Raw genomic sequence first — 18,704 nt, 5'->3', positions numbered from 1 at the left:
ACGCATGAGCGGGGGAACCGGGACGGGTGCCGGGCGGGCATCTCGACGACGAGCGCCGACGAGCTTGGACGTCGCCCGCCTGGCCGGTGTCTCGCAGTCGACGGTGAGCTACGTGCTCACCGGCGCCCGCCCGATCTCCGACGCCACCCGGCGGCGCGTCGAGGAGGCGATCGAGCAGCTCGGCTACCACCCCAACTCCGGGGCGCGCACCCTGCGCTCGCGCCGCAGCGGGGTGATCGGGCTGATGGTGCCCAAGGCGCACGGGAACGACGGACCGCTGATGGAGTTCGTCGGGGCCGTCGCCCGGGAGGCCCGGCGCTTCGGGTACGACATCCTCCTGGTCACCGCCCAGGAGGGAGCGCGCGGCATCGATCGCGTGGTGCGCACCGGGATCTGCGAGGCCCTGATCCTCATGGAGCTGGGCAAGCACGACGAGCGCATCGCGCCCGTGGTGGACTCCGGACTGCCCTTCGTCACCCTCGGCCGGCCCGACGCCGTCCCCCAGGGCTCGATGGTCGATCTCGACTTCGAGCTGCTCGGGAGCATGGTCGTGGACCGTGCCGAGGCGGAGGGGTGCGAGCGGCTGCTGCTCTTCGGCGCGATGGACGGCCGGCGCGAGCGCAACGAGATCGCGCGCTTCCTGGACGGGGTGGAGGTCCGTGCCCGCGACAGCGCCCTGGAGGTGCTCCACGAGCGAGGCCGGGCGGCCGAGGCCGCGGAGCGCGCCGCGCTCCTGACACCGGACGGGAGCAGGACCGCGCTGTTCGGGCTGACCGGGGCCCCGAGCGATCTCTTCGCCTACGCCTCCACCGGGGCGCTCACCGATCCTCGCCGCCTGTTCATCGCGCTGACCGCCGAGGACCTCCTGGCCATCAGCCCGCTGCTGGCCGCGGTGCCGCGCGTCGACCCGCGCCGCACGGAGATCAGCGAGCTCGCCGTCCGCGAGCTCGTGCGCCTGCTCGACGGTGACGGCGCCGCGCCCCGCGTGCAGCTGGTCGCCCCGCGCTGGCTGGAGGAGGGCGCCACGCGCGCGGATGAACTCCTGTGAACGGCTCCGCCCCGCGCGGATTCCGTGGTGAGCAGGGCTGCGGCCCGCCCGGGCGGTGCCGCGTGTCGGTCGCCACACCTCGCGACCCCATAGGGGACCTTGGTGGATGCATAAGATGTCTGCATGTCTGTTGCGACCACCGCCCTCGACGCCCACCAGATCCTCGCCGCCGTCCTCACCGACACCGCCGAGGGTCGGGAGGTCCTCACCGCGCTGCGGCCCGAGGTCCTCGAGCGCACCCGCGAGGCCTATGACGCGCTGTACCGGGGGGATCAGCCCCTGCCCTCCCCGGTGCGCCATGCCCTGGCCGCCCTGACCGCCGAGTGGCAGGGCAGCGGTGCGCTGGCCGACTGGCACCGCTCCCAGGGCGCCGATGCGCGCCTGCTGGCAGCGGACCCGATCGCCGAGCCCGTCCACGGCCTCGCGGTGGAGACCGTGCAGGCGCTGCGGGACCACGTGGACCTGCTGTCCGTCTCCCCGGCGCTGACCACCGCCGCCGATCAGGACCGCCTCGCCGCCGCCGGGGTCGCGGTGCCCACCGCGGTGCTGGTCAGCCAGCTGGTCTCCTTCGAGAGCTACCTCCAGCGTTTGGTCGCGGGCCTCGCGGCCCTGCACGGCGCCTCCCATCCCTCGGCCGATGCCCCTGCCCGGGTCCTGCGCACCCGAGGCCGCCGCGCCGAGCACGGAGGGACCACCGGCACGGGACGCACCCGCCCGGCGCACTTCACGCGCGAGGTGCTCCAGTGGGAGCCGTGGGTAGCGGTGCCCACCGAGGAGGAGCTCACCGAGGTCCAGCGCGCCTCCTTCGCCTCCAAGGCCAGCACCAACAGCGTCTACTTCCGCATGCTCTCGCTGACCCCCGGCATCACCGCCGCCCGCAGCGCCCTGGACAATGCGATCTTCCTGCCCCGCGACGGCCTCCCCAAGGCGGAGCGGGAGCTCGCCGCCGCTGCGACCAGCCGGGTCAACGACTGCATCTACTGCGCCTCCGTCCATGCCCGCAAGGCGGCCGGATTCGCCAAGCGGCCCGACGATGTCGACGCCCTGCTCGCCGCCCCGCTCGAGCGGGACGAGGACTGGATCGCCGCGGACCTCGCACCCCTCGGCGCCCGGCAGGACCCGCGCTGGGCGGGCGTGATCTCCGCCGCCGCGGAGCTCTCCCGTCCGCGGCCCCTCGCCGACGACGCCTGGGCGCAGTCGCTCACGGCGCTGGAGCTCACGGTGGAGGAGGCGACCGATCTCGTCACCGCCGCCGCCTTCTTCGCCTGGGCCAACCGCCTCATGCTCAGCCTCGGCGAGCCGTCGTTCCCCGACGAGACCGCCTGACGGCCCCCAGCCTTCCCCACGCACCCCCATCGAGGACTCATGACCAGCATCCTTCGCCGCCGCTCCCTCCTCGGCGCCCTTGCCGCCCTGCCCGTCCTGGGACTCGCCGCCTGCGGCGAGGTCACCGTCGAGGGCGAGGAGGCGGCGGCGGAGCCGCTCACCGTCACCGACGACCAGGGCCGCGAGGTCACCCTCCCGGGCCCCGCGCAGACCGCCGTGGTCGTCAACAGCTACACCAACGAGTTCCTCCGCGCCCTCGGGGCGGGCGATCGCGTGGTGGGCGTGGACCGCGCCAGCCTCGACCGTCTGCCCTACCTCCCCATCGAGGAGGACCAGGTCATCGCCGAGGGCCTCGACCAGCTCAACTACGAGGCCATCGCCGAGCTGCAGCCCGACGTCGTGATCCTCCCGCGCAACGCCGTCTGGCAGGAGGCCGAGGAGCAGCTGGAGCCCTTCGGGATCCCGCTCGTGGTGGCCACCGCCTGGGACACCGACGTGGTGGAGGAGACCCTCACCCTGCTCGGCGAGGTGTTCGGCGCCCAGGACGGCGCGCAGACCGTGCTCGACTTCCGCGCGGAGATCTCCTCCCTGCTCGAGGAGCGGCTCGCGGACGTCGAGCCGGTCCCGGTGTACTTCGAGACCGTCGAGCCGTACCTCACCACGCTGCCCGGATCCGGCTTCCATGCCATGATCCTGGCCGCCGGCGGCTCGAACATCTTCGACGACGCCTCCGGGGGCGATGCCCAGGAGGAGCTGACCGTGGACCCCTCCGAGGTGGTGCTGCGTGACCCGCAGTTCGTCGTTCACGAGTTCGAGCCCTCCGCGGAGCCGGTGGACCGCTTCGAGCAGCTGCGCGAGGACATCGCCTCCCGGCCCGGCTGGAGCGGGATGACGGCCGTGACCGACGGGGCCGTCGCCGTCGCCAACGGCTGGGCCACGAGCGCTCTGGGCAAGTCCCTGGGCGCGCTCTACCTCGGCACCTGGCTGCATCCCGCCGAGCTCGAGGACGTCGACCCCGACGAGTACCTCGCCCGCTGGGTGACCGAGTTCCAGGACACCGAGCTCACCGACGCCGCCGACTACGTGCAGGGACCCGCAGCATGACCGCCACCATCGACCGCCCCCGCCCCTCCGGTGCACCGACCCCCGAGCGCACCGGTGCCGAGCGCGCCCGCCGCGGCGAGCTGCGCAAGACTCTCGTGCTCGCCCTCGGCGCCGTCGTCTCCGTCCTCGCCGTGCTGATCTCCGTGACCATCGGCACCGCGGGCCTGGGGCTCGGTGACGTGGTCCGCTCGATCCGGCTGAGCATCCTCGGCGGCACGATCAGCGCGGACTTCGCCTCCACCTACGCGGTGATCACCCAGCTGCGCCTTCCGCGCGTGCTGCTCGCCTTCAGCGCCGGCGCCGCGCTCTCCGTCTCCGGCGTCCTCATGCAGGGCCTGCTGCGCAACCCGCTGGTCAGCCCCTTCACCCTGGGCGTCTCCCCGGCGGCCGCCTTCGGCGCGGCGCTCGTGATCACCCTCGCCGGCACCAACCAGCTGCCGGCCTGGGCCACCATCGCCGGCGCCATGGTGATGGCGCTGGCCGTCTCCGCGGTGGTGCTCGGCATCGCCACCGCGCGCCGCATGGCGGTGGCGACCCTGCTGCTGCTCGGCATCGCGATGACCCAGATCTTTGAGGCCCTCACCTCGGCGCTCCAGTTCACCGCGAACGAGAACACCCTCCAGGCGATCATCCGCTGGACCTTCGGCTCGGTGAACGATGCGGTGTGGAGCGACGTGCTCATCGTCGGGGTCGTCACCCTCATCGCCATCCCCGTGACGCTGTACTTCTCCAAGGACCTCAACGCCATCGCCTTCGCGGGCGACGACGCGGCCCGCAGCTTCGGCGTCAACGTGGGGCCGCTGCGCATCGGACTGATCGGCCTGTCGGTGACCCTCGCCGCGGTGGTCGTCTCGTTCTGCGGCATCATCGGCTTCGTGGGGCTCGTCGGCCCGCACATCGCGCGCCTGGCCATCGGCGCCGATCACCGCCACCTGCTGCCCTTCGCCGCCCTCTCCGGCGGACTCCTGCTGCTGGTCGCCGACGCCGTGGGCCGCACCGTCATCGCTCCCGCGGTGGTGCCCGTCGGCATCGTGGTCGCCTTCATCGGCGGTCCCGTGTTCATCTATCTCATCCTCACGCGAAGGAACTCCCTGCAGTGAGCCTCTCCATCGAGAACCTCTCCTTCTCCTACGGCAAGCGCCCGGTCCTCGAGGACATCTCGCTCGAGGTCGACTCCGGTGCCTTCTGCGCGCTGCTGGGCCCCAACGGCTCCGGCAAGTCCACCTTGGTCAAGGCCATCGCCGGGGTGCATCGCGCGCGCAGCGGCACCGTCCGCGTCGAGGGCCGGGACACCCGGGGCCTGGCCCGCCGGGAGCTCGCCAAGGTCGTGGGCTACGTGCCGCAGGCCGGCGACGCGCCCTTCGACCTGACCGTCCGCGAGGCCGTGATGCTGGGACGCACTCCGCACTTCGGCCTCGTTCCCACCGCGCACGACCGCGCGGTGGTCGAGGACGCGATCGTGCGCATGGGTCTGGTCGACATCGCCGATCGCTCGCTCTCGGAGCTCTCCGGCGGCCAGGCGCAGCGCGCGCTCATCGCCCGCGCCCTCGCCCAGGAGACCCGCGTGCTGCTGCTGGACGAGCCCACCTCCGCCCTGGACCTGCGCTACCAGATCGAGACCCTGCAGCTCGTCCGGCAGATCACCCGCGAGGAGGGCATCAGCGCGCTCATCGCGATCCACGATCTCAACCACGCCGCCCGCTACTGCGACCAGATCGTGGTGCTGCACGGGGGTCGGCTGATCGCCGACGGCAGCCCGGCCGAGGCCCTTCAGGCCCCGACCCTGCGCACCGTCTACGAGGTCGACGTCGAGGTCGCCGCGCGCGAGGACGCCGTCGAGGTGCGCCCGCGCGTGGACGCGGACGGGTTCACGCGGACCGGCGCGCGGCTCGGCGAGCTCGAGGCCGACGACCCGCTCCGGGCCGAGAAGCTCCCGGTCGCGGCCCGATGACGGACCCGACCTACGATGCGGTGATCGTGGGCGGCGGCCCGCGGGGCGTGGCCACCGTGCTGCGCACCGCCGCGCGCATCGCGGTGACGCAGGGCGCGCCTGCGCGCCTGGCCGTCGTCGACGCCCTCGCCATCGGCCCCGGCGCCACCTGGCTCGTCGACCAGCCCGCCGAGTACCTCAACAACACCCAGGCCGACTCCACCACCGTCCATCCCGACGACTCGACGCCGATGACCGGACCGTCCGCGCCCGGACCCGACCTCGTGGACTGGGCCCGCCGGGTCCGCGCCGACGGGCACCACCGCGCGGGGGAGTGGGTGGTGCAGGAGGCCTCGGCGCTGACCGGCGCCTCCTTCCCCACGCGTCGCCTGCAGGGCGTCTACTACCGCGACCAGCTCGAGGCCGCGATCGCGACCGGCAACGTCGAGGTCGACGAGCACCTCGGCACGGCCGTGGACATCGAGCGCACGGAGCACGGGTCCGCCGTGGTGCTCGCGGACGGGCGCCGGCTGTCCGGTGCGACGGTGGTCCTCGCGCAGGGCATGGTCCAGTCGCTGCGCTCGCCCCAGGTGGCGCACCTGGTGGAGTTCGCCGAGCGCCTCGGCCTGCGGTACGTCGAGCCCGGCATGCCCGCGGAACGCTCGTACACCGGCCTCCCCGCGGGCGAGACCGTCCTGGTCCGCGGCCTGGGCGCGAACTTCTTCGACGTCGTCGGCCAGCTCGCGGCCGCCTGGGGCGGAGAGGTCACCGAGGTCCCGGGCGATCCCACCGGGCGGCTGCGCTATCGCCGCTCCGGCCGGGAGCCGCACCTGCTGGTGGGCTCCCGGCGCGGGGTGCCCTACCGCTCCAAGCCGGACGGCGGTCGCTCCGTGCGGCCGTTCGTGCCGCGCTGGGCCCGCGACGAATGGTTCGACGATCTGCTCGCGCGCGGAGGCGTCGACTTCGCCGCCGAGGTGTGGCCGATCCTCGGCCGCGAGTTCGCGCGCGTCTACCTCGAGGCGCTGACCGAGCTGGCCCCGGCGGCCGTCTGCGGCCGTTGGATGAGCGCGCTCGACGAGGCGGACACGGCGGAGGAGGTCGATGCGGTCCTCGAGGCGGCCATCGGGGATCCCCGCTGGACGTGGACCCTGGACGAGCTGCACCGCCCCACCCATGGCGAGCAGGTCACCCCCGAGGAGTGGGCGCAGCTGGTCGAGCGTCTGGTCGAGGACGAGCTCGGTTCCCTGTCCGATCCCTGGCGCCATCCGCGGGCCGCGGTCAACGGCGCGATGGGCGCGCTGCGCCGGCGTGTCGGGAAGCTCTCCGGCGGCGGTGCCTTCCACGGCGCCTCCCTCGCCGAGGACGTGCTGGGCTGGTTCGACGGAGATTCCCTCGCGCTCGCCTCCGGCCCGCCCGCGGAGCGCACGCGCCTGGTCCTCGCGCTCGTCGAGGCCGGGGTGATCGAGCTCCTCGGCCCCGAGACGCGGATCGAGGCCGACGCCGCCGCGGGCGAGTTCCGCGCCTCCTCGGCGATCACCGGTCGTACGGCGAGCTCCCGCGTGCTGCTGGAGACCCGCATGTCCAAGGGGCGGATCCCGGAGACCAGCGATCCACTGCTGCGCTCGCTGCTCGGGACCGGCCGCGCCCGACTGCACGCCGTCGACGGTGTGCCGACGCCGAGCATGGAGGCCACCGGGGCCGTCCTCGGCGAGGAGGTCCTGTCCGGGCACAACCTGGTCGCCGCCGACGGCACCGTCGACGAGTCGGTGGTGGTCCTGGGCATCCCCGCCCAGAGCACCCAGCCCGGCAGCGCCATCGGCGCGACGCCGGGCGTGCCCTCGCCGCTGCTGGCCGGAGCGGACGTCGCGGCGAAGCAGATCCTGGCGCGCGCACGCATCGGCGCGGGGGTCTGACCGGCACGCCGCCGAAGGTCCGGTCCAGGTCACGTCCAGGAACCGCGGGCGCAAACGTTTCACACGTGACCTGGCCCACAATCGTTATTCTTCCGTAACGGCTACCGATGGAAGTTTTTGGCGGCCGGGAGGTTCAATCTGTGCAACGGATCACCGTCGATCCGCGCTCCGTGGACGGAGCGGACACAGAGAGGCAGGTCTGCCATGACCGCTAGCGCATCGCGCCGTATCCCGATCGGTACCAGTCGACGCCGCTTCCTCGCCACCACCGGAGTGGTCGGCGGCGCCGCGGCCCTCGCGGCCTGCGGCGGAGCGACCGGCGGAGGCGGGAACGGCGGGGGTGAGGACGAGGAGCTCGTCGGCGTCGGCAACAACGGATCCGCAGGTGCGGGCCGATCGGGCGAGGCCGCGGACCATCTGTTCATCGCGGGCTTCCAGTGGAGCCCGCCCACCAACTACAACACCTTCGCCGCCTCGCCCGCGTGGCCCGCCTCGGGCAATGTCGCCCAGTACCTCTACGAGACGCTGCTGCGCTTCGACATCGTCAGCGGCGAGCTGCTGGGCGGCCTCGCCGCCACCCACGAGATCAACGGCACCGAGTCGATCACCCTCACCCTCCAGGAGGGCGTGACCTGGCACGACGGATCGGAGTTCACGGCCGACGACGTGCTGTACACCTTCGAGCTCGGGAAGATCGATCCGGGCCTGGGCGTCGCCTCGTTCTGGATCGAGGCGGACGAGATGACCGCCGAGGGGACCACGATCACCGTCGCGATCAACCAGGACCGCAAGAACGTCGGATCCGTGCTGAACTCGCTGGCCACGCAGTTCATCGTCCAGAAGGTGCAGTTCGAGCAGGCCGCCGCGGACAGCGGGGACGCGATCGCCTCCTGGGAGACGATGGAGCCGATCGGCACGGGCCCCTTCACCCTCGAGCTCGCCGACCAGACCCAGATCATCCTCGCCCGCTTCGAGGAGTACTGGGGCCAGGACTTCTACGGCGGCCTGCCCGTGGTCTCGAAGATCGTCCACCCGATCTTCAAGTCCAATGAGGACGGCAACCTCAAGTTCCAGAACGGCGAGCTCGACGTCATGCAGCAGTTCGTGCCGCAGATCTGGAAGATGTGGGAAGCGGACAAGCCCGTGGGGACCTACCTCCAGGAGGAGCCCTACTACGTCCCCGGCTCGATGCCGATGCTCATGATGAACACCGCCCGGCCGGGTCTGGACGATCCGTTGGTGCGCAAGGCGCTCGCCCACGCGGTGGACTACGCCTCGATCGCGGAGACCGCGATGTCGGGGTATTCCTCGCAGGTGCTGGCCTCGCTGGTGATCCCGGACGGCGCCGAGGACCAGTGGCTGGACCGGGAGAAGGCCGAGGCCGACGGCTGGGTCTATGACGCCGCGATGGCGGAGTCCCTGCTCGAGGAGGCCGGCTACGCCAAGGGCGAGGACGGGATCTACGCCAAGGACGGTCAGAAGCTGGGGCCGTGGAAGCTCATCACGCCGCAGGGCTGGACCGACTGGAACGCGGCGCTGGAGATCGTGGCGAAGAACTTCCAGGCGATCGGCGTGGACGCGGCGACGAACTTCCCGCAGCAGGCCCAGACCCAGACCGCGATCCAGAACGGGGACTTCGATCTGTGCTGCTGGTACGTGGCCGGCACCGGGCCCTCCACGCCGTGGCAGCGCTTCAGCGACGTGATGAGCAACGTCGAGATGGTTCCGCCCGGCGAGACGGCCTACCGCAACTTCGGGAGGTGGGAGAACGACCAGGTCAACGATCTGCTGCAGGATGCGGCCGCGGCAGTGGAGGACGAGGAGAAGAGGGAGGCGCTGGTCGCGCTCGACGATCTCTATCGTGCCGAGGTGCCGGCCTTCCCGCTGATGTACCGCCCGGATGAGTTCTTCGAGTTCAACGCCAGCAACTGGGCGAACTGGCCCACGGAGGAGAACGACTACGCCCCGCCGATGTTCCGCGGCGCGGGCAACCAGTGGATCTTCCAGCTGACGAAGATCGGCGGCTGAGGTCCTCTCGTGAAACTCGGCCGCTACATCGCCCAGAAGACGGTGTGGTACGTGGTCGCGCTCGCGGCAGCAGTGAGCCTGAACTTCCTGCTGCCGCGGCTCGTCCCCGGCAACCCCGTCGACGTCATCGTCTCGAACCTGGTGCGCGGAGGCTCCGTCACCAGTGAGCAGCAGAAGCAGATCTATGAGAGCTACGTACAGGAGTTCGGTCTCGACCAGTCACTGGGCCAGCAGTTCCTCACGTACCTCCGCAACGTCTTCAGCGGGGACCTCGGGACCTCCTTCGCGTACTATCCGGCCTCGGTCAACGAGCTGGTCGGCGACGCGCTGCCCTGGTCCATCGCCGTGCAGCTGCCGGCGATCCTCATCGGCTGGATCCTCGGCAACGTCATCGGCGCCATCGCGGCGTTCCGCGGCGGGAACTGGGACCGCTCGGTGTTCACCTCCGCGCTGTTCCTCTCCGCCATGCCGTACTACTGCCTGTCGATCATCCTGCTGTACCTGCTGGCCGTGGTCACCGGGTTCTTCCCCGTCGGCGGCGCCTACTCCCTGGGACTCACGCCGGAGTTCTCCGTCGCCTTCTTCTGGGATGCGCTGAGCTACTACTGGCTGCCGTTCCTGTCGCTGGTCATCGTGTTCATCGGCGGTCAGGCCGTGGGCATGCGCTCGATGGCCATCTACGAGCTGGGCGGGGACTACGTGAACTACGCCCGGGCCATGGGCATCCGGGACGGGAAGATCACCCAGTACATCTTCCGCAACGCGATGCTCCCGCAGATCACGGGCCTCGCGCTCGCGATCGGCACCCTGGTGGGCGGTGCGCTGATCACCGAGCTCGTCTTCAGCTATCCGGGGGTCGGGCTGCTGCTGTTCAACGCGATCGCCGCGAACGACTATCCCGTCATCCAGGCCATCACGCTGATCATCACGGTGGCGGTGCTGCTGGCGAACTTCGCCGTCGAGATCGTCTACGGCATCGTCGATCCGCGCATCCGCGCGGCGAAGTCGGGGGAGAAGTGACATGAGCACCGTGAACACCTCCATGGCCGAGGAGACGGCCGCCCCCCGCGCCAACACGCTGCGCTCCTTCAACTTCTCCGCACGGTTCTGGGTGGCCCTGGTCCTGGTGGTCTTCGTGATCGCCCTGGGCATGGCCGGCCTGGTCTATCCCACGGGGCCGGGGGAGAAGGTCGGCTCGCTCTACGACGCCCCGAGCAGCGGGCTGCCGCTGGGGACGGACAACTTCGGGCACGACGTGCTCGCCGTCCTCATGGCCGGTACCCGTACCTCCCTCATCATCGGTCTCGTGGCCGGCTCCGTGGCCACCACCATCGGCGTGACCATCGGCCTGCTCGCCGGGTATGTGGGCGGCTGGTTCGAGGAGCTGCTGATGGGCGTCACCAACGTGGTGCTCGCGATCCCCGCGATCGTGGTGCTGATCCTCATCTCGGTGTCGCTGCCGCAGAGCACCATCTGGTCCCTCGCCGTGGTCATCGGCATCACCTCGTGGCCCTGGACGGCCCGCGCCGTGCGCGCCCAGGCGTCCTCGGTCGCGACCCGCGAGCACATCGACGTCGCCCGGCTCTCCGGGGCCCGCCTGGGCGGCATCCTCGTCAAGGACGTCCTGCCCTACATCCTGTCCTACGCGGTGATGGCCTTCGTGCTGCAGGTCGCCGGCGCCATCCTCGCCGAGGCGGCGCTCTCGATGCTGGGCCTGGGGCCCTCGGGAGCGAACTCCCTGGGCACCCAGCTGCACTGGGCACTGGCCTTCCAGGCCGTCGCCTCGGGCGCCTGGTGGGCCTTCCTCCCGCCGACGATCGTGCTGACCCTCGTCTCCTTCGGCTTCCTGCTGCTGCAGGCGAGCCTCGACGAGGTGTTCAACCCACGGCTGCGCCGCGGCAAGCGCAAGCAGATGAAGCAGGCCGCGGCGCGCCGCGCCGAGGAGGCGCGACGGCTCGCCGAGCAGGAGGATCCTGCGGAGACCACCCCCGAGAGCAGCAGAGCAGGAGATCCCGCATGAGCACCGAGAATCCGGAGCCGGCCGGCTCCACCGGGGGCACGCTCGCCCGGGCCCGCAACATCCGCTGCGTCTACGGCGGCGGGGAGACGGACTTCACGGCCGTCGACGGCGTCTCGATCGAGCTGGGCGACGGCGAGATCCTGGGACTGGCCGGGGAGTCCGGCTGCGGTAAGACCACTCTGGGCAACGCCCTGGCGATGATCGCCGTGCCGCCGCTGTACGTCCTGTCCGGAACCCTCGAGATCGACGGGGACGACATCGACCTCTCGACCCTCTCGACGGCCGACGTCGCACGGCACCGCCCCTACCGGGGACGGACCGTCTCGATGCTCCCGCAGGGCGCGATGAACTCCATCAGCCCCACGCTGCGGATCAGCTCGCTGGTCCGGGACGTGATGCGGGCGCACGACCCGCGGATCAGCAAGGACGAGGCGCTGGACCTCGCGCGGGAGCGGCTGACGATGCTGGACATGCCGGTGCGGGCGCTGGACTCCTACGCCCATCAGCTCTCCGGCGGGATGAAGCAGCGCATGATCACCGTGATCTCCACGCTGCAGAATCCCCGCCTGCTGATCGCCGACGAGCCGACCTCCGCCCTGGACGTCTCCAGCCAGCGGATGCTGGTGGAGATGCTGCTGGAGATGGTCGACCAGCGCATCATGTCCGGCGTCGTCTTCGTGACCCATGACCTGCCGGTCCTCTCGCAGGTCTCCGACAGGCTGGCGATCATGAACGCGGGGCAGATCGTCGAGTCCGGCCCCACCCGGCAGCTGGTCGAGGACCCCCAGCACCCCTACACCCGCACGCTGCTGTCCTCGGTGCTCGACCCGAGCCACGAGACCCGCGCCCGCGGGGCGGCACGCTTCACGGCCGGCGCCGGCCCGAACCCCGAGGAGGTGGGCGCCCCGTGAACGCCCAGGACGAGACCATCACCCGCAGTCGCAGCACCGGCGAGATCATGCTGTCGTGCCGCGACGTCACCAAGGAGTTCAGCGTCGCGGGCTCCACCATCACCGCCGTCGACGACGTGAGCCTCGACTTCCCCGCCTCGAGCGTGCTCGCGGTGGTGGGGGAGTCCGGCTCGGGCAAGTCGACCCTGGCGCGGATGCTGCTGCGGCTGATGCCGGTGACCTCGGGGACGATCTCCTACCGCGGCCAGGACGTCACCTCGCTGCGGGGTCGCGCGCTGCGCGAGTACTGGACCGAGGTGCAGGCCGTCTTCCAGGACCCCTTCGCCTCCTTCAACCAGTTCTTCACCGTCGGCTCGCTGCTGCGCCGCGGACTCGCGCTCGCCCAGGTCCCGAAGGACGAGGCCGATGCGCTCATCGAGGAGTGCCTGGGCTACGTGGACATGCGGCCCCAGGAGGTCCTGCACAAGTTCCCCCACCAGATGTCCGGCGGGCAGCGCCAGCGCGTCATGATCGCGCGGGCGCTCATGATGCGGCCCAAGGTGCTGCTCGCGGACGAGGCCACGAGCATGCTCGATGCCACGCTGCGGGTGAACGTGCTCAACGTGCTCCACGACCTCAAGAACGATCTGGGGCTCACGGTCCTGTTCATCACCCACGACATCGGTCAGGCCTGCTACCTGGCGGACCGGGTCGCGGTCATGGAGCGGGGCCGCGTCGTCGAGCGCGGCAGCACTGAGGAGGTGATCTTCTCGCCGCAGGCCGAGTACACCCGCCGGCTGCTCGCCGATGTGCCGGACCTGCGCGGGAGCCTCAAGCGGTAGGCGGGGCCAGCAGCACCGAGAAGGTCTCCAGGGTGCGCTCGAGCTCGATCGAGGGTTCGAGCAGCCATTGGATCTGGAGGCCGTCGGAGGCGGAGATGAGCAGCGCCGCGATGTCGGAGGGATCCACGTCCCGCCGCACGCGCCCTGCGGCCTGCTCCATGCCGAGCCGTTCGGTGAGCTCCTCCCGGATCCGCGCGAAGCGGTCGCGGAAGAAGGTGTGGGCCGGGGAGCCCTCGACCGCGAGGGAGGTGGCGACCAGGGTCGTGTACAGCTCGACCATCCCGGGGACGCCCAGGTTGATCATCGCGGCCTTGACCAGCACATCGACGGCGGAGATCGAGTCCCCGTACATCCGCGAGGTGTCCCGCCGCGATTCCGCCTGCTCGTAGACCGCCACCAGCAGCTGTTCGCGGGAGGAGAAGTAGTGCAGCAGCGCGGCATGGGAGACGCCGATCGCGCTCGCGATCTGCCGCAGGGAGGTGCCCTCCGCCCCGCGCTCGCTGAAGACCTCGATCGCTCGATCGAGGATCTCCTGCCGCCGGGCGACGCCCTTGCTGTAGGAGCCCGCGCGGCCGATGACCGCGGGCGTCCCGCGCCGCTCGGCGGGGCTCTCGGGATGCGACTTCTCCGTCTCGACCATGGGGCTGATGCTAGCCGCGCAGAAACCTCCGCGTGGAGGGTTTGCGTGATAGATTGCGATCCACGCCCTCGCCGTGATGCGCGGCACGTGGGCGACCACCCCCTTCTCGAAAGTAGGTGCCCTGTGGCATTGCCCATCGCTTCCGTCCAGCTCTACTCGCTGGCCGCCGAGTTCTCCGCGGACATGGATGGCTCCCTCGACCGACTGGCCGGGATCGGCCTGCGCACCGTCGAGGCCTTCGACTTCGTCCGCCGCCCGAAGGAGATCCGCACCGCCCTGGACAAGGCCGGCCTGACCTCGCCCACCGGCCACGCCCCGCTGCTCTCGGATGAGCTGTGGACCCCGGACGGCTCCATCCCGACCCCCTCGAACGAGGTCGTCTTCGAGGCCGCCGCCGAGATCGGCATGAAGACCGTCATCGACCCGATGGTCCCCACCGAGCGCTGGCTCACCGAGGACGGCGTGAAGGACATCGCCGAGCGCCTCAACACCGCCTCCGAGAAGGCCAAGGAGTTCGGCCTCACCGTCGGCTACCACAACCATGCCCAGGAGTTCCTGGCGTCCTTCGACGGCCGGACCGCCTACCAGCGCTTCCTGGAGCTGGCCGAGCCCGCCGTCGAGATCGAGCTGGACCTGTTCTGGGCCCTCGTCGGCGGTCAGGACGTCGTCTCGCTGGTCAAGGAGGTCGGCGACCGTCTCGTCGCCGTCCACGTCAAGGACGGCGTCGCCCCGGCCTCGAACCCCTTCGCGCCGGATGCGCCGAAGTTCTCCTCGGACAGCCTGGACCAGCGCCACGCGGGCGAGGGCGACGTGCCCACCAAGGAGGCCCTCGAGGCCGCCACGAACGTCAAGTACGCCGTCATCGAGTACGACCACGCCCCGGGCGACGTCTTCGAGGACATCGCGGACAGCTACCGCTTCCTGGTCGAGGGCGGGTTCGTGGCATGAGCGCCGTCGGAGTCGGCTTCATCGGCGTCGGCGTCATCTCCGACACCTACCTCGAGAACCTCGCCTCGTTCCCGGACGTCGAGGTCCTGATCCTCGGCGATCTCGACACCGAGCGCGCCCGCAGCCAGGCGGAGAAGCACGGCGTGCCCGCGCACGGCACCGCGCAGGACGTGCTCGACCACCCCGGCGTGCAGGTCGTCGTCAACCTCACCATCCCCGCCGTGCACGCGGAGATCTCCTCCGCGGCGATCGCCGCGGGCAAGCACGTGTGGACCGAGAAGCCGCTGGGTCTGGACCGCGAGTCCACCTCGGCGCTGCTCGCGGCGGCCGACGAGGCCGGTCTGCGGGTGGGCTGCGCGCCGGATACGGTGCTCGGCCCCGGCGTGCAGACCGCCAAGCGCGAGATCGCCAAGGGCACCATCGGACGCCCGCTGTTCGCCCAGACCTCCATGCAGTGGCAGGGTCCCGAGGTCTTCCACCCCAACCCCGCCTTCCTCTTCGCCAAGGGCGCGGGCCCGCTGCTGGACATCGGCCCGTACTACTTCACCGCCCTGGTGAGCCTGCTGGGCTCGGTGGACAAGGTCGCCGCGATGGGCCTGCGCGCCCAGGAGGAGCGCCGGATCCAGGTGGGTCCGGACGCCGGGCAGACCTTCCCGGTCGAGACGCCCTCGACCATCTCGGTGCTCACCCAGTTCGAGGCCGGCCAGACCGGCACCTCCCTGGTCAGCTTCGACTCGCCCCTGGCCCGCCAGGGCATCGTCGAGATCCACGGCACCGAAGGCTCGCTCGTCGTGCCCGATCCCAACATGTTCGAGGGACGGATCGCGTACGTGAAGCCCTTCGAGTCCTTCGGCGAGGCGCCGCCGGAGCAGTCGTGGATCGAGGTCCCGCAGGAGGGCGTGGTCGTCGGCCGCGGCATGGGCCTGCTGGACATGGTCCGCGCCATCGCCGAGGACCGCCCCCACGTGGCCAGCGGCGAGCTCGGCTATCACGTGCTCGACGTGATGCTCTCGGCCGAGGAATCCGCCGCGAGCGGCGAGTTCGTGACGGTGGACAGCTCCGTCGAGACGGTCCCGCCCGTCCCGGTGGACTTCGACCCCTTCTCCGCGACGCTCTGAGTCGCGCCGCAGGGAGCGGCCCCCGTCGGACCCGGGAGACCGGGACCGGCGGGGGCCGCTGTGCGCGGGCGGCCCCTCAGGGCAGGAGGACGTCCTCGACCCTGCCCGAGGCCGCGGAGCGTCCGGCCGCCTCCATGAGGGCGAGGCTGCCGAGATTCGCCGATCCCACCGTCTCCGGGACGCCGCCGGTCCGGATCGCGCGGGCGAACAGAGCGAGCCCGGCGGAGCGCCCGTAGAGCTCCTGGGCCTCGAGCGCCACGGGCTCCGGTCGGGCGCCGGGACGGCGCAGCGTGACGAGGTCCGCGTGCGCGGGGTCCGCGGCACCCCCACCCCCGCGGCTGGTGAAGAAGAGCTCTCCGTGCTCACCGGTGATGCGCCACTCCCCGGCCCACGGCGTGGGCTCCCCGCGGCTCAGCCAGCTGCCGCGGTAGCTGACCACGAGGCCGTCGGTCATCTCGATCGTCATCACGGCGGAGGCCTCTTCGACGTACTTGCTGTACGAGGGATCCTTGACCTTGGTGTAGACCCGCGCCGCCTCCTGGCCGGTGACCTTGCGCAGCAGGTCGAAGTGGTGGATGGCCATGTCATTGATCATGGGGTGCGGGAAGCGGTAGTGCGGGTGGTCCTCGAAGGGCCGGTCGTTGTCCCACTGGCGGAAGTCGATGCTGATGCCCGCGAGCTCCCCGAGCACCCCCTCCTGCAGCAGACGCTGGACCGTCCGCGGCGCCGGATAGTTGCGGTAGTTCTGGCTGACCTGGAGCACCAGCCCCAGCTCCTCCGCGCGCCGTGCCGCCGTCGCGGCCTCCTCGGCGGTGTTCGCGAAGGGCTTCTCGACCAGGACGTGCTTTCCGGCCTCGAGCGCCTCGAGCGCGAGCGGGGCATGGGTCACCGCCGGTGCGGTGATGACGACCGCCTCGGCCTCGACCCGGGCGAGGGCGGCGGTGAGGCTCGGGAACCGGGCCGCGGCGGGCGCGCCGATGGCGGCGCCCACCGTCTGCAGGGTCGTCGCGTCGGGATCGGCGATCGCGACCACCTCGACCTCGGCGACGGCCGGGATCGCGGTGCGCGCCCAATCGCCTCCCCATCCGCCGAGTCCGACGTGGATGATCTTCACGCTCACTGCTGGGTCCTCTCGTGGTGGCTGCCGGCGGGGTACGGGTGCCCCGCGCTCGGAGCATCATCTCGCAGGGGGAGCACCCGGCGCGGGACGCGCGGCGGTGCGGAAGACTGGTCGCTGCCGCCGATCCTCGAGGAGACTGTCCTGTGACCAGCCGCGCCGCGCTCCGTGCCGCCTTCGACGACCTCCTCGACACGCGCGGCGCGCCGCTGGTGATCGCCCATCGCGGCACCTCCCTGGGCAGCGCCCCAGACAACACGGTGCACGCGGCCATCGGTGCCGTGCGCTCCGGGGCCGACGTCGTGGAGCTCGACGTCCTCGCCTCGGCCGACGGCGTGCCCTACCTCTTCCACCACGGCTACGAGGCGAAGCACTTCGGCCGCGAGCTCGACCTGCGCAGCATGCCCGCCGCCGAGATCGACGAACTGCGTTTCCTCTGGCAGGGCGGGGTGACGCGGTCCGGCCCCGATCGCCTCGCGGATCTGCTCGAGGCCCTGCCCGACGTGTGGCTGAACATCGACCGCTCCTGGGGCCTGTGGCCGGGCCTGCTGGACGTGCTGGCTCCGCACGCGGACCGGGTGCTGCTGAAGTCCCCGCCCCTGGTCGAGCCGCTCGCGGCCCTGGCGGACCATCCGGTGCCGTTCCTGTACTTCCCGATCGTCCGCACCCCCGAGCAGCTGGCCGAGGTCGAGGCGATCGACGGGCTCCATCTCATCGGCGCGGAGCTGCTGGCCGCGGAGCCGACGGACCCCTTCGCGGACCCGGCCCGGGTCGCCGAGGTCGCCGCGCGTCATCCGCTGGTGCTGCTGAACGCGCTGAACCTCGAGAACGGCGCACGGCTGCACCTCGAGCACTCGGACGACGTCTCGCTGCGCGAGGGCGGGGACGCGGGCTGGGGGCACCTCGTGGACGTCGGCGCCACGGCGATCCAGACCGATTGGCCTCACCTGCTGCGCGGGTACCTCGCTGATCGAGGGCTGCGCGGCTGAGGTCCTGGAGCTCGTGGGGGGAGTCAGCTCCCGTCGAGCTCGCGCAGCGGGGAGGTGAGATCGCCGCCGGCGTCCCCGGTGTTGACCGTGCCCTGCGGCTCGATGAGGATCGCGTGGACCTCCTCGGACGCCATCGGGCAGTGCTCGACGCCGCGGGGGACGACGTACACGTCGTTCGGGTGCAGGACGACGTCCCGGTCCCGCATCTGGATCGTGAGCACTCCGCTGAGCACCAGGAACAGCTCGTCGGTCTCGGGATGGGTGTGCCAGGTGAACTCGCCCTGGAGCTTCACGACCTTGACGTCGTAGTCGTTGATGCTCGTCAGTCGGTGAGGCTGCCAGGGCTCGGTGATCATCGAGAGAGCGGTGTGCACATTGCGGATGTCGTCGGGCATGCGGTGGAGCGTAGCCGGTCGGCTCCGCCGCTGTTCTCGTGCCCGAGCGGACGGGGCGATGTCGGTGCCGTGAACGGCTTCGCCGCCGCTCCGAGAACCGCTATCCCATGTTCTACGAGTCAAATGGTGCGCCAGAGGTGGCTGTTCGGCAGCGGAGGTGCCGAACGTCATTTCTCCTCCATAGGGGCGGGTTATCCACATTTCGGCGGAAGGGGTTGACGCAGTGGGCGACGGGTCCTCTCGGGGCTGGGTCTGCATGTCGGTGTGTTTGCAGGTCGTTGGGGTTCGGGTGGCTGGGGGTGGTGGGGTGCGGCCATGGTTCCTCCACCGGGGTGGGTTGTCCACAGAATGATGCCCTGCAGTGGGTGGGGGTTTCGTCTGTCAGTGCCGGGGCGG

17 protein-coding genes are annotated in these 18,704 nt (G+C 71.2%); 14 read left to right on the top strand and 3 right to left on the bottom strand.

Annotated features, from left to right (window positions below; translation table 11 throughout):
- Nucleotides 1–4: 4 nt before the first annotated feature.
- From CXH06_RS11805 to CXH06_RS11755, 11 genes are all read left to right on the top strand, one after another.
- Nucleotides 5–1,048 (top strand): LacI family DNA-binding transcriptional regulator, encoded by a 1,044-nt coding sequence (locus CXH06_RS11805; RefSeq protein WP_114855396.1) that lies wholly within the window; start codon nt 5–7, stop codon nt 1,046–1,048.
- 123 nt (nt 1,049–1,171) lie between these two features.
- Nucleotides 1,172–2,374 carry a peroxidase-related enzyme gene (locus tag CXH06_RS11800; RefSeq protein ID WP_114855395.1) on the top strand — a complete coding sequence of 401 codons (1,203 nt, stop codon included), beginning with the start codon at nt 1,172–1,174 and terminating at the stop codon, nt 2,372–2,374.
- Nucleotides 2,375–2,413: 39 nt separating this feature from the next.
- Entirely contained in the window at nt 2,414–3,478 is a 1,065-nt protein-coding gene (locus tag CXH06_RS11795; protein WP_114855394.1) for an ABC transporter substrate-binding protein, read from the top strand.
- Nucleotides 3,475–4,578: an iron ABC transporter permease gene (locus CXH06_RS11790; RefSeq protein WP_114855393.1), complete on the top strand. Its 1,104-nt coding sequence runs from the start codon at nt 3,475–3,477 to the stop codon at nt 4,576–4,578. The genes CXH06_RS11795 and CXH06_RS11790 overlap by 4 nt, the downstream gene beginning before the upstream one ends.
- Nucleotides 4,575–5,429, top strand: a complete 855-nt coding sequence (locus tag CXH06_RS11785; protein ID WP_114855392.1) for an ABC transporter ATP-binding protein — start codon at nt 4,575–4,577, stop codon at nt 5,427–5,429. The genes CXH06_RS11790 and CXH06_RS11785 overlap by 4 nt, the downstream gene beginning before the upstream one ends.
- On the top strand, nt 5,426–7,321 hold the full coding sequence (locus CXH06_RS11780; RefSeq protein WP_114855391.1) for an FAD/NAD(P)-binding domain-containing protein: 1,896 nt from the start codon (nt 5,426–5,428) through the stop codon (nt 7,319–7,321). The genes CXH06_RS11785 and CXH06_RS11780 overlap by 4 nt, the downstream gene beginning before the upstream one ends.
- Before the next feature lie 204 nt (nt 7,322–7,525).
- On the top strand, nt 7,526–9,349 hold the full coding sequence (locus CXH06_RS11775; RefSeq protein ID WP_114855390.1) for an ABC transporter substrate-binding protein: 1,824 nt from the start codon (nt 7,526–7,528) through the stop codon (nt 9,347–9,349).
- A gap of 9 nt (nt 9,350–9,358) precedes the next feature.
- Nucleotides 9,359–10,369 (top strand): ABC transporter permease, encoded by a 1,011-nt coding sequence (locus CXH06_RS11770; protein WP_114855389.1) that lies wholly within the window; start codon nt 9,359–9,361, stop codon nt 10,367–10,369.
- 1 nt (nt 10,370) lies between these two features.
- Complete coding sequence (locus tag CXH06_RS11765) at nt 10,371–11,369, top strand: ABC transporter permease (protein ID WP_114855388.1); 999 nt, start codon at nt 10,371–10,373, stop codon at nt 11,367–11,369.
- Nucleotides 11,366–12,280: an ABC transporter ATP-binding protein gene (locus CXH06_RS11760; protein ID WP_114855387.1), complete on the top strand. Its 915-nt coding sequence runs from the start codon at nt 11,366–11,368 to the stop codon at nt 12,278–12,280. Before CXH06_RS11765 ends, CXH06_RS11760 begins: the two co-directional genes overlap by 4 nt.
- Nucleotides 12,277–13,101 carry an ABC transporter ATP-binding protein gene (locus CXH06_RS11755; RefSeq protein ID WP_232820328.1) on the top strand — a complete coding sequence of 275 codons (825 nt, stop codon included), beginning with the start codon at nt 12,277–12,279 and terminating at the stop codon, nt 13,099–13,101. Before CXH06_RS11760 ends, CXH06_RS11755 begins: the two co-directional genes overlap by 4 nt.
- On the opposite strand, the gene CXH06_RS11750 is transcribed toward CXH06_RS11755, so the two are convergent.
- Nucleotides 13,091–13,741 (bottom strand): TetR/AcrR family transcriptional regulator, encoded by a 651-nt coding sequence (locus CXH06_RS11750; protein WP_114855386.1) that lies wholly within the window; start codon nt 13,739–13,741, stop codon nt 13,091–13,093. The two genes, CXH06_RS11755 and CXH06_RS11750, sit on opposite strands and share 11 nt — an antisense overlap.
- Nucleotides 13,742–13,864: 123 nt before the next feature.
- Here CXH06_RS11750 and CXH06_RS11745 point away from each other — a divergent pair, with 123 nt between their 5' ends.
- On the top strand, nt 13,865–14,689 hold the full coding sequence (locus tag CXH06_RS11745) for a sugar phosphate isomerase/epimerase (protein ID WP_114855385.1): 825 nt from the start codon (nt 13,865–13,867) through the stop codon (nt 14,687–14,689).
- A complete protein-coding gene (locus CXH06_RS11740) occupies nt 14,686–15,807 on the top strand; it encodes a Gfo/Idh/MocA family protein (RefSeq protein WP_114855384.1) in 1,122 nt (373 codons plus the stop codon). The genes CXH06_RS11745 and CXH06_RS11740 overlap by 4 nt, the downstream gene beginning before the upstream one ends.
- Before the next feature lie 76 nt (nt 15,808–15,883).
- Here the strand turns inward: CXH06_RS11740 and CXH06_RS11735 are convergent, their stop codons facing one another.
- Nucleotides 15,884–16,927, bottom strand: a complete 1,044-nt coding sequence (locus CXH06_RS11735) for a Gfo/Idh/MocA family protein (RefSeq protein ID WP_114855383.1) — start codon at nt 16,925–16,927, stop codon at nt 15,884–15,886.
- A gap of 143 nt (nt 16,928–17,070) precedes the next feature.
- Here CXH06_RS11735 and CXH06_RS18615 point away from each other — a divergent pair, with 143 nt between their 5' ends.
- Entirely contained in the window at nt 17,071–17,913 is an 843-nt protein-coding gene (locus CXH06_RS18615; protein WP_114855382.1) for a glycerophosphodiester phosphodiesterase family protein, read from the top strand.
- Between the two features lie 23 nt (nt 17,914–17,936).
- Here the strand turns inward: CXH06_RS18615 and CXH06_RS11725 are convergent, their stop codons facing one another.
- Nucleotides 17,937–18,308, bottom strand: a complete 372-nt coding sequence (locus CXH06_RS11725) for a cupin domain-containing protein (RefSeq protein WP_114855381.1) — start codon at nt 18,306–18,308, stop codon at nt 17,937–17,939.
- Nucleotides 18,309–18,704: the final 396 nt, after the last annotated feature.

It is taken from the genome of Brachybacterium sp. YJGR34, assembly GCF_003347015.1.
Classification (GTDB): domain Bacteria; phylum Actinomycetota; class Actinomycetes; order Actinomycetales; family Dermabacteraceae; genus Brachybacterium.
The sequence above is the reverse complement of the archived record's forward strand: the minus strand, read 5'-3'. Positions and strand labels throughout refer to the sequence as shown.

Excerpts from the sequence above, each read along its gene's own strand:
- CXH06_RS11805 (WP_114855396.1), top strand. The coding sequence starts at position 5 with ATGAGCGGGGGAACCGGGACGGGTGCCGGGCGGGCATCTCGACGACGA.
- CXH06_RS11800 (WP_114855395.1), top strand. The coding sequence starts at position 1,172 with ATGTCTGTTGCGACCACCGCCCTCGACGCCCACCAGATCCTCGCCGCC.
- CXH06_RS11795 (WP_114855394.1), top strand. The coding sequence starts at position 2,414 with ATGACCAGCATCCTTCGCCGCCGCTCCCTCCTCGGCGCCCTTGCCGCC.
- CXH06_RS11790 (WP_114855393.1), top strand. The coding sequence starts at position 3,475 with ATGACCGCCACCATCGACCGCCCCCGCCCCTCCGGTGCACCGACCCCC.
- CXH06_RS11780 (WP_114855391.1), top strand. The coding sequence starts at position 5,426 with ATGACGGACCCGACCTACGATGCGGTGATCGTGGGCGGCGGCCCGCGG.
- CXH06_RS11775 (WP_114855390.1), top strand. The coding sequence starts at position 7,526 with ATGACCGCTAGCGCATCGCGCCGTATCCCGATCGGTACCAGTCGACGC.
- CXH06_RS11765 (WP_114855388.1), top strand. The coding sequence starts at position 10,371 with ATGAGCACCGTGAACACCTCCATGGCCGAGGAGACGGCCGCCCCCCGC.
- CXH06_RS11760 (WP_114855387.1), top strand. The coding sequence starts at position 11,366 with ATGAGCACCGAGAATCCGGAGCCGGCCGGCTCCACCGGGGGCACGCTC.
- CXH06_RS11750 (WP_114855386.1), bottom strand. The coding sequence starts at position 13,741 with ATGGTCGAGACGGAGAAGTCGCATCCCGAGAGCCCCGCCGAGCGGCGC.
- CXH06_RS11740 (WP_114855384.1), top strand. The coding sequence starts at position 14,686 with ATGAGCGCCGTCGGAGTCGGCTTCATCGGCGTCGGCGTCATCTCCGAC.
- CXH06_RS11725 (WP_114855381.1), bottom strand. The coding sequence starts at position 18,308 with ATGCCCGACGACATCCGCAATGTGCACACCGCTCTCTCGATGATCACC.